This window comes from Stenotrophomonas sp. 86428_Sma (genome assembly GCF_056481585.1).
Window position 1 is genome coordinate 959678 of sequence record NZ_CM151156.1, and the last position, 14245, is coordinate 973922.

Annotated in this window: 14 protein-coding genes, 6 tRNA genes, 1 other RNA gene and 1 pseudogene; 16 read left to right on the forward strand and 6 right to left on the reverse strand. The window is 65.3% G+C overall.

All coding sequences use genetic code 11. The features are described from left to right. The first annotated feature begins 86 nt into the window (after positions 1-86). From ACZK3J_RS04360 to ACZK3J_RS04390, 7 genes are all read left to right on the forward strand, one after another. Entirely contained in the window at positions 87-359 is a 273-nt protein-coding gene (locus ACZK3J_RS04360; RefSeq protein WP_004146343.1) for an HU family DNA-binding protein, read from the forward strand. An 11-nt stretch (positions 360-370) separates the two neighbouring features. Further along, a tRNA-Val gene (locus ACZK3J_RS04365) sits at positions 371-445 on the forward strand. Positions 446-471: 26 nt separating this feature from the next. Continuing rightward, a tRNA-Asp gene (locus tag ACZK3J_RS04370) sits at positions 472-548 on the forward strand. An 85-nt stretch (positions 549-633) separates the two neighbouring features. Then, positions 634-710 (forward strand) — tRNA-Asp (locus ACZK3J_RS04375). Positions 711-797: 87 nt separating this feature from the next. Next, positions 798-874 (forward strand) — tRNA-Asp (locus ACZK3J_RS04380). A gap of 106 nt (positions 875-980) precedes the next feature. Beyond that, positions 981-1057, forward strand: a tRNA-Asp gene (locus tag ACZK3J_RS04385). 181 nt (positions 1058-1238) lie between these two features. Beyond that, positions 1239-3194, forward strand: coding sequence for a peptidyl-prolyl cis-trans isomerase (locus ACZK3J_RS04390; RefSeq protein WP_100437402.1), 1956 nt, complete (start codon positions 1239-1241; stop codon positions 3192-3194). Between the two features lie 67 nt (positions 3195-3261). Here ACZK3J_RS04390 and ACZK3J_RS04395 read toward each other — a convergent pair. From ACZK3J_RS04395 to gloB, 3 genes are all read right to left on the reverse strand, one after another. Beyond that, positions 3262-4496 (reverse strand): IS3 family transposase gene (locus ACZK3J_RS04395; protein WP_223224739.1). Its coding sequence is split into 2 segments (ribosomal slippage): positions 3262-4145 and positions 4145-4496, totalling 1236 coding nucleotides; the frame shifts between segments, so codons are not numbered across the junction. Between the two features lie 229 nt (positions 4497-4725). Continuing rightward, positions 4726-5925: a lytic transglycosylase domain-containing protein gene (locus tag ACZK3J_RS04400; protein ID WP_121504046.1), complete on the reverse strand. Its 1200-nt coding sequence runs from the start codon at positions 5923-5925 to the stop codon at positions 4726-4728. Beyond that, a complete protein-coding gene (gene gloB, locus ACZK3J_RS04405) occupies positions 5922-6686 on the reverse strand; it encodes a hydroxyacylglutathione hydrolase (protein WP_478476440.1) in 765 nt (254 codons plus the stop codon). Before gloB ends, ACZK3J_RS04400 begins: the two co-directional genes overlap by 4 nt. 11 nt (positions 6687-6697) lie before the next feature. On the opposite strand from gloB, the gene ACZK3J_RS04410 reads away from it, so the two are divergent. The 3 genes from ACZK3J_RS04410 to dnaQ are packed head-to-tail and all read left to right on the forward strand — an operon-like array spanning position 6698 to position 8544. Further along, positions 6698-7342: a methyltransferase domain-containing protein gene (locus ACZK3J_RS04410; protein ID WP_049400387.1), complete on the forward strand. Its 645-nt coding sequence runs from the start codon at positions 6698-6700 to the stop codon at positions 7340-7342. A 13-nt stretch (positions 7343-7355) separates the two neighbouring features. Then, on the forward strand, positions 7356-7808 hold the full coding sequence (rnhA, locus tag ACZK3J_RS04415) for a ribonuclease HI (RefSeq protein WP_032129326.1): 453 nt from the start codon (positions 7356-7358) through the stop codon (positions 7806-7808). 4 nt (positions 7809-7812) lie between these two features. Then, complete coding sequence (gene dnaQ, locus ACZK3J_RS04420) at positions 7813-8544, forward strand: DNA polymerase III subunit epsilon (protein ID WP_049400388.1); 732 nt, start codon at positions 7813-7815, stop codon at positions 8542-8544. 69 nt (positions 8545-8613) lie between these two features. On the opposite strand, the gene ACZK3J_RS04425 is transcribed toward dnaQ, so the two are convergent. After that, entirely contained in the window at positions 8614-9318 is a 705-nt protein-coding gene (locus tag ACZK3J_RS04425) for a PP2C family protein-serine/threonine phosphatase (RefSeq protein WP_032129328.1), read from the reverse strand. A gap of 164 nt (positions 9319-9482) precedes the next feature. Here ACZK3J_RS04425 and ACZK3J_RS04430 point away from each other — a divergent pair. Then, positions 9483-9572, forward strand: a tRNA-Ser gene (locus tag ACZK3J_RS04430). Positions 9573-9851: 279 nt separating this feature from the next. Next, positions 9852-10256 carry a DUF6165 family protein gene (locus ACZK3J_RS04435; protein ID WP_046982834.1) on the forward strand — a complete coding sequence of 135 codons (405 nt, stop codon included), beginning with the start codon at positions 9852-9854 and terminating at the stop codon, positions 10254-10256. 18 nt (positions 10257-10274) lie between these two features. Here the strand turns inward: ACZK3J_RS04435 and ACZK3J_RS04440 are convergent, their stop codons facing one another. Next, positions 10275-11321 carry a glycosyltransferase family 9 protein gene (locus tag ACZK3J_RS04440; protein WP_049463322.1) on the reverse strand — a complete coding sequence of 349 codons (1047 nt, stop codon included), beginning with the start codon at positions 11319-11321 and terminating at the stop codon, positions 10275-10277. Positions 11322-11341: 20 nt separating this feature from the next. On the opposite strand from ACZK3J_RS04440, the pseudogene ACZK3J_RS04445 reads away from it, so the two are divergent. The 3 genes and pseudogenes from ACZK3J_RS04445 (at position 11342) to ACZK3J_RS04455 (ending at position 13243) form a co-directional block, all read left to right on the forward strand. Continuing rightward, positions 11342-12090 (forward strand): annotated as a pseudogene (locus ACZK3J_RS04445) (3-deoxy-D-manno-octulosonic acid kinase). Next, positions 12090-12857 (forward strand): MBL fold metallo-hydrolase, encoded by a 768-nt coding sequence (locus ACZK3J_RS04450; protein ID WP_134951057.1) that lies wholly within the window; start codon positions 12090-12092, stop codon positions 12855-12857. Before ACZK3J_RS04445 ends, ACZK3J_RS04450 begins: the two are co-directional and overlap by 1 nt. Beyond that, a complete protein-coding gene (locus ACZK3J_RS04455) occupies positions 12854-13243 on the forward strand; it encodes a nuclear transport factor 2 family protein (RefSeq protein ID WP_134951058.1) in 390 nt (129 codons plus the stop codon). Before ACZK3J_RS04450 ends, ACZK3J_RS04455 begins: the two co-directional genes overlap by 4 nt. 78 nt (positions 13244-13321) lie before the next feature. Here the strand turns inward: ACZK3J_RS04455 and ffs are convergent. Next, positions 13322-13418, reverse strand: an RNA gene (ffs, locus tag ACZK3J_RS04460) — signal recognition particle sRNA small type. Between the two features lie 300 nt (positions 13419-13718). Here ffs and ACZK3J_RS04465 point away from each other — a divergent pair. Next, the gene (locus tag ACZK3J_RS04465) at positions 13719-14036 is read left to right on the forward strand and encodes a DMT family transporter (RefSeq protein WP_010483859.1); all 318 of its coding nucleotides are present in this window, start codon (positions 13719-13721) and stop codon (positions 14034-14036) included. The last annotated feature ends 209 nt before the right edge of the window (positions 14037-14245 follow it).

Below are 14245 nucleotides of genomic sequence, written 5' to 3' on the forward strand. Positions count from 1 at the left end.
GTTTCCACATGGCGGCCGCATGCAGAAGGCGTGCGGTTGCTTCCCTGTCGAATAAGCGGAACCCACCGCCAAAGGAGTTGTAGAGAATGAACAAGACCGAATTGATCGATGCCGTTGCTGAAGCTGCCGACCTGACCAAGGCCGAGTCCAGCCGCGCTGTCGATGCCGTCGTTGCTGCCGTCACCAAGGCGCTGAAGGACGGCGATGCGGTCACCCTGGTTGGCTTCGGTACCTTCCAGGTCCGCGACCGTGCTGCCCGCACCGGCCGCAACCCGAAGACCGGCGACACCATCAAGATCGCTGCTTCGAAGAATCCGTCGTTCAAGGCTGGTAAGGCCCTGAAGGATGCTGTAAACTAAGCGGCTCGCTGGGGTGCTTAGCTCAGCGGTAGAGCGTCTCCTTTACACGGAGAGGGTCGGGGGTTCGAAACCCTCAGCACCCACCACAGCACCGCGGTAAAAGTTTGAGTGTGGAGCGGTAGTTCAGCTGGTTAGAATGCTGGCCTGTCACGCCGGAGGTCGCGGGTTCGAGTCCCGTCCGCTCCGCCATTCAACGAGGCCTCCGGCCAAAAGCTGGAGGCTTTGTTTTCTCCCCGGTCCAGGCCGGTGAGAAAACAGGAAATAGCAACAATGCGGAGCGGTAGTTCAGCTGGTTAGAATGCTGGCCTGTCACGCCGGAGGTCGCGGGTTCGAGTCCCGTCCGCTCCGCCACTACATCGAGGCCCCCGGCCTAAAGCTGGGGGCCTTGTCTTCTCACCGACGGGTTCGGAAGGAAGGCGAAAAGGTTTTTGCAAGAACGGAGCGGTAGTTCAGCTGGTTAGAATGCTGGCCTGTCACGCCGGAGGTCGCGGGTTCGAGTCCCGTCCGCTCCGCCATTGCAGAATTCTTAAGTCCCTGTGAAAAAACTTTGAAAAAAGTGTTCATCGGGCTGGGTTTCCACGGAGTCTTCGGATATACTGGGCGCCTGCAAAGTTTCAGCGCGGAGCGGTAGTTCAGCTGGTTAGAATGCTGGCCTGTCACGCCGGAGGTCGCGGGTTCGAGTCCCGTCCGCTCCGCCAACTTTGAAAGCCCTCGGCGCAAGCCGGGGGCTTTTTCTTGTGCCCTGCGGCAGGCCTGCCGAGGTGCTGACGGCACAGGTCCGCGGAGATCGGCGCAGGCCACGCCGGCGCTGCTTTTGGTCCCTGCGACGAAGCGGGTTACACTGCCGGGCTCGCCAATCAGGCCTTGTGATTCCTCACCATGCTGCAGAAACTCCGCGACAAGACCTCAGGCTGGATCGTCACCGTGATCCTGGGGCTGCTGATGATTCCGTTCCTGTTCGTGATCGACAACAGCTACCTGGGTGGCGTTGGCGCACAGAACGTGGCCAAGGTTTCCGCGCCTCCGACCTGGTGGCGTTCGGCACCGTCGTGGTGGCCGGTGCGCATGCTGTGGCAGCACCACGAGATCAGCGCGCAGGATTTCCGCACCCGCTTCGAGCAGGAGCGCATGCGTGAGCGCCAGCAGCAGGGCGAGAACTTCGACCCGCGCGCGTTCGAAAGCACTGAAAACAAGATGGCCGTGCTCGATCAGCTGATCGACGAGCAGGTCGTGCGCCTGGTGGGCGAGCAGGCCGGTGTTGTGATCGGCGATGGCGCGGTGCGCGAGTACATCGCCACCATCCCGGCCTTCCTCGATTCGAACGGCAAGTTCAACGAGAACAACTACCGCCTGGCTCTGGCCGGTGGCAATCCGCCGCGTACCCCCACGCAGTTCCAGGAGCTGGTGCGCGAGAGCCTGCAGCAGTCGGTGATCCCGTCGGGCCTGCAGAATTCGGGCTTCGTCACCCAGGCCGAGACCGAGCGCCTGCTGAAGCTGCTGGGTGAGACCCGCGACGTCGAACTGGCCGCGCTGCCGGAGGTTCCGGCCGATACCGCGCCGGTCACCGATGAGCAGATCAAGCAGTGGTACGACAGCCACGGCAAGGATTTCCGCCAGGCCGAAAGCGTGTCGCTGGAATACGTCGAGATCAATGGCGCCAACCTGCCGGCACCGACCGCGGCCGACGAAGCGACCCTGCGCAAGCGCTATGAGGACGAGAAGGCGAAGTTCACTTCGCCGGAACAGCGCCAGGCCGCGCACATCCTGATCACCGGTGACGGTGCCGAAGCCAAGGCGAACAAGATCGCCACCGAAGCCAAGGCGGCGGGTGCCGACTTCGCTGCACTGGCCAAGGCCAATTCGGAAGACCCGGGTTCGAAGGACCAGGGCGGTGATCTGGGCTGGGTCGAGCGTGGCGCGATGGTCAAGCCATTCGAAGACGCCCTGTTCGCCGCCAAGGCGGGTGACGTGATCGGCCCGGTCAAGACCGACTTCGGCTACCACGTCATCAAGGTCGCCGCGGTGCGTGGCGGCGAAGGCAAGTCGTTCGAGGAAGTGCGTGACACGCTCGCCGCAGAGCAGCTGAAGGCCGACGGCGAGCGCGGTTTCAACGAGCTGGCCGGCCACCTGGTCGATGCCATCAACAAGAGCCCGAGTGATCTGGCTGCTGCGGCCAAGGAAGTAAACCTGCCGCTGCAGACCCTGGGCCCGATCACCCGCGCAACCGCCAGTGGCATCGCCACCGATCCGGCTGTGCTGCGTGCGGCCTTCTCCGAAGTGCTGGTGCAGGATGGTACTGCCAGCGACCCGATCGCCCTGGGCGGTGCCACCAACCACAGCGTGGTCATCCGCGTTGCCGCGCATACCCCGGAACAGGCAACGCCGCTGGACAAGGCGCGTGAACAGGTGATCGCCGCGATCCGCGCCGACCGCCAGCGCCAGGCCAGCGACAAGGCCGCCGACGCCGTGCTGGCCAAGCTGAAGGCCGGTGCCACCCTGCAGTCGCTGGCCGCCAGCGAGAAGCTGCAGCTGAGCCCGATGCCGGGCCTGCCGCGCAGCCAGCCGGTGCCGACCCCGGAAATCAACCGCGCGATCTTCAGTGCGCCGGTGCCGGCGGAAGGCAAGCCGAGCTACGGCAAGGTCGACGTCAACGGCCACGCGCTGCTGTTCGCAGTGAACAAGGTCAACCCGGGCGACATCAAGGAAGTGACCGCCGAGCAGCAGAAGCAGCTCAAGGATCAGCTGAGCCAGATCGACGGCATGGCCGCAGCCAAGGCCTACGTCGAGGCGATGCGCAGGAAGTTCGTGATCCAGACCACCGAAGAGAACCTGTAAGCCTCGCGGCGAGCAGTGACTCGTCCTGCCATAGGTTGACACCGATGGGTGGATGGTCCGGCCGCCGTCAGGCGGCCAAAGACGCCCGATGCATCGCATCGGGCGTCTGCATTTTAAGGGACAGGTGGGGGCGCTCAGCGTTGTAGATGTCTACGGCCTCAGCCACCATCTGGCGGGCTTGCCCCAGGTCCCGTGGGCGATGAAGCAGGAACTCGCACTTGAGGATCCCGTTGACTCGCTCTGCCAGAGCGTTCTGATAGCAGTCGTAGCCGTCGGTCATCGAGCAGGTCAGGCCGTGCCGCGCATGGATCTTCTGGTAGTAATCCGAGCAGTACTGGATTCCACGATCAGAGTGATGGATCAGCTTCTGCGGTGTCTTTCTCCCTTTCAGCGCCATCTCCAGCGCCTGAGCTACCTGCTCTGTCTGTAGCGTTTCATGCACGCTCCAGCCCACGATCTTGCGCGACCAGGCATCGGTGACCAGGCTCAGATACACGAACTTCCCCTGCGTCGGCAGATAGGTGATGTCCGCCACCCACACCTGCTCGCTACCGGTTGGTATTACGCATCCTTGGCCAGGTTTGAGCAGATTCGGATGCCTGCGAAAGCGATGATGGCTGTCGGTAGTCTTGTGATAAGCCCGACGTTTCGGTACCAGCAGGCGCGCTTCCCGAAGTACGTCAAACAACCGGTCACGCCCCATGGTGATTCCCGCCGCCTGCAGCTTCGGTCCGATCAAATGGTGCAACTTGCGCGTCCCGATCCGTGGCTGCCGCACGCGGCAATCGCTCACCAGCGCCAGTGCTTTGGTCTCGCTGGCGCGTCGTCGTTGATGCCGGCACCCCGCTTGATAGAACGCCTGTCGACTGATGCCGAAATGGCGGCAAGCCCTTGCCACGCTTACGCCTTTGAGGCGCCCTTGCGTGAGGACTTGCCTGAAGGCTTTTTTACGATGCGCACCCCGTAATCCTCTTTGAGGACATCCACGATGGCTTCGAAAAGCTGTGCTTTCTCGTTGGCCTCCCGCAACTGGACCTGCAGGGCCTTGATCTGTTGTTCCGGCGTCAGCGGCGTGGCCGGTCCACTTTTGGGAGAAGTCGTCATGGGGGCAGATGATGCACCACCTGACCAATCCTGCCGACCATGGCGGCGAAGCCACTTCAGAACCGTGCTGCTACCTTGGATACCGTATCGCTCCTGAGCCTTCTTATAGGTCAGTTCTCCACGCTCGACCTGATCGACCACGGACAACTTGAAGGCCAGCGAGTAATCCCGCTGACTGCGCCTGATTGTTGATTTCATTGAACATTCCTTTTCCAGAGGGAAAAGGTGTCAACCCAATTCAGGACGGGTCACAGGATAGAAGAAGGCCCGGCATTGCCGGGCCTTTTTTTGTGCCTTCGCGTCGTCTGTGGCGCGCTTGAGCTTTGGTAGTGGTCGAGCTTGCTCGACCGCCTTTTGTAGAGTCGTGCAGATGCAGTCGAGCATCGCTCGACTCTACAAAGAGCAGATACAGCGGGGTTGGAGCGCGTCAGTCCTCGACGCGCAGCACCGCGCCGGGCTTCAGCACGCTGCTGCCACTCAGGCCGTTCAGCGACAGCAGGGCCTTTACCGGCATGCCGTAGCGGCGGGCGATGGTCCAGGCCGACTCGCCATCACGCACGGTGTGGCGGCGGCTGCGCGGGCGGTCGGCGATCGCGGCCACGGTCTTGGCCACCTGCGGCGTCGGCGTGGTCGTGGCAACCGGTGCGGTGCTGGCCACCTGCGTGGTCGCGGCTTCCGTCACCGTCGCATTGGCGGCCGAGACCGGGGCCAGGACCCGGGTGGTTCCGGAGGCGCGGTTGCCGGCGGCCAGGGCCGGGTTGAGGCGGGCGATCCTGGCGGGGTCCAGGGCGCGCTGTGCGGCCCACTGCTGGACGCTGGTGCCGGCCGGCAGGGTGTGGTCCTTCAACACCGGCACGGTGCGGTCCAGCGAGGCCATCACGCGAGGCTGGTCCTCCACGTCTTCCAGCACGCAGGCCAGGGCATGCAGCTTCTCGACATAGGCATGGGTAACCGGCGACAGCCCCGGCAGGGCTGCCGGCTTGGCATTCTGCGCGTTCATGCCGGCCTTGCGCATGGACTGCAGTACCCGGTACTCGCCGGCGTTGTAGGCCATGGTGGCCAGGCGCCAGTCGCCGCCGAACATGCCATGCAGGGTCTTCAGGTAGCGCACCGCGGCCTGGGTGGAATCAACCGCCGACAGGCGGCCGTCGTAGCCGTTGGCCATGGGTACGCGGTGGTTGCGCGCCGTGGTGGCGATGAACTGCCACAGGCCGGTCGGGCCGCTGCCGTTGCGGGCATTGGGCCGATAGCCGCTTTCCACGAACGGGATCAGCGCGAATTCGGTGGGCAGGTTCGCCTTGCGCAGCTCTTCGACCACATAGCCGAACAGCACCAGCGCATCGTCATCCTGGTTGGCCAGGCGCGAGGGGGCGTGGGCGAACTGCTTCTGCCAGCGCGGGCTGGTAGCCTCGGCATCGCAGCTGGGCTCGGCCAGGCCGTCGCGGAAGCTGGTGAAGATCTCCTGGCCATTGCGCACCGAGGGCGCAGGCAGCGCGGACGGATCCAGCGGCAGCGCCGCAGCGGCGGTCAGGTTCTGGCTGATGCCGGCGCCCAGCGACTGTGCGCCCGCGGTTCCGGCCAACCCCAGGGCAAGGCCCAGGGCCAGCGGCAGACTTCGGCGCATCATGCGCGGAAGCCGTCTTTCCAGTGCCGGAGACCGGCCATCACGTCGACGTCGTCCACGACGTCACGGCCCAGGTGTGCCGACACCGACGCACGGATCGGTGCAGCGTGCACACGCAGGAAGGGATTGCAGTCGAATTCGTTGGCCAGGGTTACCGGCAGGGTGGAACGGTCATCGCGGCGCATGGCCAAAGCCTCCTCTTGGCGCTGCCACAAGGCAGCGTTGGCGGGGTCGACATGCCGCGCGAAGACGGCATTTGACACGGTGTACTCATGAGCGCAACAAAGCATCAGTTGCGCGGGCAGGGCACCCAGCTTGCGCATCGACGCCAGCAGCTGGGACGGCGTACCTTCGAACAGGCGTCCACAGCCCAGGCTGAACAACGAATCTCCGCTGAAAAGATGTTCAGCAGTGTGAAACGCGATGTGGCTGCGGGTATGCCCGGGCACGGATAGTACGTGGAACGTCCGGCCCAGTGCCTGAACGCGTTCACCTTCGACGACCCGCTCGGTGGCCGTGGGAATGCGTTCCTCGACCGGCGCGATGACCCGCACGCCGGGGAAACGCGCCTGCAATGCCGGCACGCCACCGATGTGGTCGTCGTGGTGATGGGTGAGCAGGATCGTGTCCACGCGCAGGCCCTGATCGGCCAGTGCGAGCACTGGCGCGGCATCGCCGGGGTCGACGACCACGGCAGCGCCCTCGTTGTCGATCAGCGTCCAGATGTAGTTATCCGCAAATGCGGGCAGGGCAGTCAGTCGCATAGAATTGGACCATGCCCGCGCTGCAGAGCACCCGTCAAGCGAGCCAGACCCCGTGGTTCGACAGCGAACCGGCGGAGGCCTTGCGTGTGCTGGAGCGGCAATTGCTGCTGCCGCAGCTGTCGGTGCTGCCGGCGCAGCCCTGGCTGTGGATCGCACCAAGTGCGGCCTGGCTGGACGATGCACAGCTGGGCGGACGCGGTCTGCGCCTGTTCCGGCAGGGGCAGGGCTATGCCGGCGACACCCGTTGTGCGCTGCCGCTGCCGCTGGCCAATGAAAGCGTCAATGCGATCGTGCTGCAGCATGTCACCGCGGCCGATGCCGACCGGCTGCTCGACGAGTGCGAGCGCGTACTGATGCCGGGCGGCCATCTGTGGCTGAGCAGCCTCAATCCGTTCAGTCCGTATCGCACGCGCTGGCGCCAGCATGGGCTGGTGGTGCGCACGCCGCAGCGGATCCGCCTGCTGCTCGGCCGTCATGGGCTGGAATGCGACGATATGCGTTACCTGGGCCCGCTCTGGCGCGGTGCGGGCAGCCGTCGTCCCGGAGGTTGGGCACCGCTGCGCGCGGCCTGCCTGTTCCATGCGGAAAAACGCACGCTGGCCCTGCCTGGGCCGAAACCGCTGCCGGTGCGCTGGCACGGCACCGTAGCTACCTGATTCTGGAGTTGTATTGAAAACCATCGAAATCCACACCGACGGTTCCTGCCTTGGCAATCCCGGCCCCGGCGGCTGGGCTGCGCTGCTGCGCTACAAGGGCCACGAGCGCGAACTGAGCGGTGGCGAGGCGCACACCACCAACAACCGGATGGAGCTGATGGCGGCCATTTCCGGGCTGGAGTCGCTGACCGAGCCGTGCAACATCGTGCTCTATACCGATTCGCAGTATGTGCGGCAGGGTCTGACCCAGTGGATGCCGGGCTGGATCCGCAAGAACTGGAAGACGGCTGGCGGCGATCCGGTAAAGAACCGCGAGCTGTGGGAGCGCCTGCAGGCGGCCACGCTGCGGCATCAGATCGACTGGCGCTGGGTGAAGGGTCACTCCGGCGACCCGGACAATGAGCGGGTGGATACGCTGGCCCGCAACGCGGCGATCCAGATCCGCGACGCCAGCCCGGTAAACTGAGCCCATGCGTCAGATCATCCTCGATACCGAAACCACCGGCCTGGAGTGGAAGAAGGGCAACCGCATCGTCGAAATCGGCTGCGTGGAGCTGTTCAAGCGCCGCCCGACCGGCAACAACTATCACCAATACATCAAGCCGGACTGCGAGTTCGAACAGGGCGCGCAGGAAGTCACCGGCCTGACCCTGGAGTTCCTCGATGACAAGCCGGACTTCGCGCAGATTGCCGACGAGTTCCTGGCCTTCATCGATGGCGCCGAGCTGATCATCCACAACGCGGCGTTCGACCTCGGCTTCCTCGACAACGAGTTGTCGCTGCTGGGGCCGCAGTACGGGAAGATCACCGACCGCTGCGCCGTGGTCGATACCCTGGTGATGGCGCGTGAGCGCTTCCCGGGCCAGCGCAACTCGCTGGATGCGCTGTGCAAGCGGCTGGGCGTGGACAACTCGCACCGTGCGCTGCATGGCGGCCTGCTCGATGCGCAGATCCTGGGCGACGTCTATATCGCGCTGACCTCGGGCCAGGAAGAAATCGGCTTCGGTCTGGGCGATGACGATGGCGGTGGTGCCGGTGCGGCGCTGCAGGCCTTCGATACCAGCAAGCTGCTGCCGCGCCCGCGCGTGGTGGCCACGCCGTCGGAGCTGGAAGCGCATGCGGCGCGACTGGAACGGCTGCGCAAGAAGGCTGGCCACGCGCTGTGGGATGGCCCGAAGGTGGAAGAGCCTGCCAGCGCGTAATGCCTGGGATGGGGTAGTGCCGGCCGCTGGCCGGCAACGTCGCATCCACGCATGGCGTGGATCTACCGGTTAGTGGCAGCGCACCAGGATCACGCTGATGTTGTCGCGGCCGCCGCCATCGAGCGCGGCGGCGACCAGCGTGTCCACGCATTCCTGTGCGCTGGCATCCTCGAAGGCGAGGGTGCGCGCGATGCTGCGGTCGTCCACTTCCTCGGTCAGGCCGTCACTGCACAGCAACAGCTGCATGCCCGGGCGCAGTTCGCCGCTGGTGGTGGCCACGTTCAGATGCGCCGGATCGGTCACGCCCAGCGCCTGGGTGACCACGTTGCGGTGCGGATGCGCACGCGCCTGTTCGGCGGTCAGGTTGCCCTGCGCGACCAGCTCCTGCACCACGCTGTGGTCCTGGCTGAGCTGGGCCAGCTGTCCGTCGCGCCACAGGTAGGCACGGCTGTCGCCAACCCACGCCACTTCATAGCGGTTGCCCTGTACCCGTGCGGCGACCACGGTAGTGCCCATCGGCAACGTGTCGTTGCGCCGGCGCGAGGCACGGATGATCTCTTCGTCGGCGGTGCGGATGGCCTGCGCCAGCGGTGCGCCGCGGCGGATCTCGCGCACGATGGTCTCGCGCGCCAGCGCGCTGGCCACTTCACCGCAGGCGTGCCCGCCCATGCCGTCGGCCACCAGCCACAGGGCCAGCTCACTGTCACCGTAGTAGGTGTCCTCGTTGAGCTCGCGGCGCATGCCGGGGTGGGTGAGGTGTCCGAATTCGATCATGGGCGCTGGGGCGGGGTGTTGCTGGGGAGACAGGCATCATCGGGTGGCTGCGCGCATCCGGCAAGGCGTGCGCTCAGGAAATTTTCACTTCGTTGGCCGGAATGACTTGTCGTCGGCCTCACTTCCTCGTATGATGCGCGTCCCCGGTCCGCCGGGGACCACCCGGAGAGGTGGCAGAGTGGTTGAATGTACCTGACTCGAAATCAGGCAGGCGTTTATAGCGCCTCGGGGGTTCGAATCCCCCCTCTCCGCCAGATTAAAGAAAAAGGGCTGCCGAAAGGCAGCCCTTTTTCTTTAATCTGGCGCGGGACGCGCCGCGCTCTGCGCGTCGCCCCACACGTTGCAGCGCAACCTGTGGGCCCCTCCCTGTGCCGGCCTCTCCCCGCCCCTGTCGGGGCAGGTGCATCAGTAGATCCACGCCATGCGTGGATGCTGTTCCTGCTGGCAGGCTCATCCACGCATGGCGTGGATCTACCCATTCCATCGCGAGCTGCGGGTTAAACTGCCTGCATCACCTGTTGGAGCTTTTTCCCATGACCGCTGAAATCCTCGTCCCCGTTTCTTTCGGCGAGCTGCTGGACAAGATCTCGATCCTGCAGATCAAGTCCGAGCGCATCAGTGACGAGGGCAAGCTGGCCAATGTGCGCAAAGAGCTGTCGGCGCTGGAGCAGACCTGGATGGCACACCCGGCGGCGGTGAAGGACATCGCCAAGCTGCGTGCCGAGCTGAAGGCGGTCAACGAGCAGCTGTGGGACATCGAGGACGACATCCGCCTGAAAGAGAAGGCGCAGGCGTTCGACCAGGGTTTCATCGACCTGGCGCGCAGCGTCTACCTGCGCAATGACGAACGCGCGCGCATCAAGAAGGCGATCAACCTGGCGCTGGGTTCGGCGTACGTGGAAGAGAAGTCTTACCAGGATTACGCGCAGCGCGCGTAATCCGGGGCAGCCTGCTGCTCACCCCAGGTGGTCGGCGACGTAGCGTTCGAACGCAGCGATACCGTCTTCCACGGTGATCAGTTCCATCACATCGTCGAACTCGATCTTGGTGCCCCACTTCAGATCCGAGGCCTGCTTGGCCAGGTACTTGCGCGCGGCATCGTCGTAGCGGTCCACGCAGTAGCGGCGGTCGGAATAGGGACCGCTGCGGTTCGGGTTGCTGGCTGCATGCAGGCCCAATACCTTGGCGCCCATCGCGTTGGCGATGTGCATCGGGCCCGAGTCCGGGGTCATCACCAGATTGGCGCGGGCCAGCAGCGCCGGCAGCTGCTTCAAGGTGTCCTTGCCGACCAGGTCAAGCGCCGGTGTGTGCAGCTGCGCCTGGATGGCATCGGCCATGCTGCGCTCCAGTTCGCTGCGGCCTCCGCACAGCACCACCTGCCAACCGCGCTGTGCGGCGTGGTTGGCCACGGCGGCGTAGCGGTCTGCATACCAGTTGCGGCGCACGTGGCTGGAACAGGGCGAGATCATCAACACCGGGCGGCCATCGTCCTGCCATTGCGCGGCAGCCCACTCATACGCGGACTGTGGCACCGCCAGGTTCCAGCTGACCTCGGTCTGGCGCAGGCCAAGGGGTTCACAGAAACTGCCGATGGCATCCAGCACATGGATGCCGGGGCGGTCGGGGATGCGTTCGTTGATGAAGAGACCATGCAGGTCCTTCGAGCGGCTGCGGTCATAGCCGATGCGACGCTCTGCGGGAATGAAGGCCGACAGCAGGTTGGCGCGGAACGCCACCTGCATCTGCAACAGCGCTTCGAAGCGCCCCGGCGGCAGCTGCCTGCGCAGTTCCTTGACCCCGGCCATGCCGCTCTTCTTGTCGTAGGCATGGAAGGTGACACCGGGCAGGCCGTCGAGCAGCTTGTGGCCGGCTTTGTCGATGATCCAGTGGATCGGCGTATCCGGGCGCGCAGCCTGCAGGGTGCGCACCAGGGGCACCACGTGGGTGACATCGCCAAGTGCGGACAGGCGCAGGAGGCACAAGGAGGAGGACGCTGATGCCATGTGTTGTTAGACTCAATGAAATGGTCGCATTCGACGCCAATGAAGCGCTGACGCCATGCCGCGAGGGTCGCGGCATCGGGGCCATTCTGTTCGACCGCGAGCGGCTGCGGCAAGCCGAGATCGGCCTGTTCTCGCCCCAGCACTGGGGCAGCAGGGCTCGGCCGGTGGGCGAGGGCGGTCGTGGCAGCGCCTGGTTCGTCGATGCGCCGTTCGGCGCCAGCGTGCTGCGCCACTACCTGCGCGGTGGCCTGGCGGCGAAGATCAGCCATGACCAGTACCTCTGGCGCGGCGCGGACCGGACGCGCAGCTTCGCCGAATTCCGGCTGATGCGCGCGCTGCGCAGAAAAAGCTGCCGGTGCCCCGGCCACTGGCGGCGTTCTACATGCGCGAGGGCCTGCGCTACCGGGCTGCGATCCTGATGGAGCGGATCGAGGGTGTCCGTTCGCTGGCCGACCGTGCTCTGGTCGCGGGCCGGGGCGCACCGTGGGAGGAGACCGGGCGGCTGATCGCCCGCTTCCATCGTGCCGGCCTGGACCATGCCGACCTCAATGCGCACAACATCCTGTTCGACGGCAACGGCCACGGCTGGTTGATCGACTTCGACCGCGGGGTGATCCGCATCCCGGCGACCGCCTGGCGCGAACGCAATCTCAAGCGCCTGCTGCGCTCGCTGATCAAGCTGCGCGGCGAGCGCAGCATGGAAGACGTGCAGAAGGATTACGCGCGGCTGCGCCGCGCCTATGACATGGCCTGGAACCGGGGCACCTGATGGACTGGTCGTTGCGTTTCCTCGGCGTCGGCAATGCGTCGGCGGTCGAGCTGGGGTCGCCGATGTCGGTGATCGAACGGGACGGTCGGCCGTGGCTGACCATCGACTGTGGCGGCGAAGGCCTGACCGCGTTCAAGGCGCACTACGGGCACATGCCGCAGGCGCTGTTCGTCACCCATGTGCACCTGGACCACGTGGCCGGCTTCGAGCGCCTGTTCGTCGATACCTTCTTCAACGCGCACCGGCGCGGCAAGGTGCGCCTGTATGTGCCTGCCACCGTGGTGCCGCTACTGCACAAGCGCATCGGGGACTACCCGAACGTGCTGGCCGAGGGCGGTGCCAACTTCTGGGATGCGTTCCAGCTGATCGTGGTGGGCGATGCGTTCTGGCATGAGGGCGTACGCCTGGAAGTGTTCCCGGTGCGCCACCACTGGCCGGAGACGGCCTATGGCCTGCGCCTGCAGGGCGCGCTGACCTGGAGCGGCGATACCCGGCCGATTCCGGAGATGCTGGCCCGCTTCGCCAACGACAATGAACTGATCGCGCACGACTGCGGCCTGCACGGCAACCCGTCGCATACTGGCGTGGACGACCTGGAGCGCGAGTACAGCGCCGAACTGCAGGCGCGGATGATGCTCTACCACTATGCGAGCGCGGCCGACGGCCAGGCGCTGGCCGCGCGGGGGCACCGTGTGGCGCAGCCGGGGCAGTGCGTGCCGCTGGCCAACCCCACTGCACCGCACGTGCTGGTGCAGGATCCGCCGTGAGCGGTGCTGGCCAGCCCGCCGACGCGGCGCTGGCTGCCGAGCTGGAGGCGCTGGAACGCGCGCTGCATGCGCCGCAGGTGCGGGCCGATCGCGAGCAACTGGCGGCACTTCTGGACGAGGATTTCAGCGAGATCGGCAGTTCCGGGCAATGCTACGGCCGTGATGCGGCATTGCAGGAGATCCCGCTGGAGCGCGCGCAGGTGCTGATCGAATCGGAACAGTACGCGGTGTGGCTGTTGGCCGAGGATCTGGCCCAGGTGCGCTACCGCAGCCGCTATCACGTTGATGGCCAGGCCCAGGGCTGGGTGTTGCGCAGTTCGCTGTGGCGACGGCATGCGCAGGAATGGAGGGTGGTGTTTCACCAGGGCACGCCTGAGGCGCGGTAGCGCCGGGCCATGCCCGGCGAAAAGCGCCAACCAAGATTGGCAGCTACCAGAAGTGGGGCCACGCCCGAAAAGGCGATGGCCCCGCCGGCTGACCTCGGCGCCCGCGTCGATCGATACCGTTGCTGCCTTCCGGCCCTGGCGGGATTTTCGACCTAGCGTCGCGAGGGGCCGACGGGGCCACCATAGAGACGTTGGCCGCCCAGTGGGCGGCCGGTTCACGGATCAGGGGAAGCAGCGCGCGATGCGCCGGAGACCACAGCCGGACTGCACATCGGCTGGCCGATGGCAGACGGCAACTATAGCGCAGGCAGGTACATCGACGCCAGCTTCGTGCACTGAATCGGCTGTAACCCGCGTCTGCCGGCAACGCCCCGCGCCGACCGGCGTTGCTAGAATGCCGGCCAGGAGGAACGACCTCCCCCACATCGGGAATCAATGACCAGGACGGCCTGGCCCTACCAAGAGGAGGGCTGTCATGGCCTGGATCTATCTGTTGTTCGCCGGCCTGCTGGAAATCGTCTGGGCCGTGTCCATGAAGCAGTCCGAAGGCTTCACCAAGCTCACCCCTACCGTGGTCACCATCATCGGCATGATCGCCAGCTTCTGGCTGCTGGCGGTGGCCATGCGCAGCCTGCCGTTGGGCACCGCCTACACGATCTGGACCGGCATCGGCGCGGTCGGTGCGTTCGTGGTCGGCATCGTCTTCCTCGGGGAGCAGGTCAGCCCGATGCGGATCGGTGCGGCGGTGCTGATCGTTTCCGGCCTGGTGCTGATGAAACTCTCGAGCAGCTGAATGCATTTAGTTGGGCGGAGAAAGGAATCTCCGCCTGCTGCAGGTATATGCATTTTCGGCAAAACCATTTTGTCCGCCCGTTTTATTTGACGTGCGTCATGAAAATAACGAGCTTGATTCACATGCCGCTGGCGCCATCGGCCGCACAGTGCCGCCATTCGTCATGCGAAATCGGGGAGTTTTCGCCTTGGCGGACACGTTGACCTGCC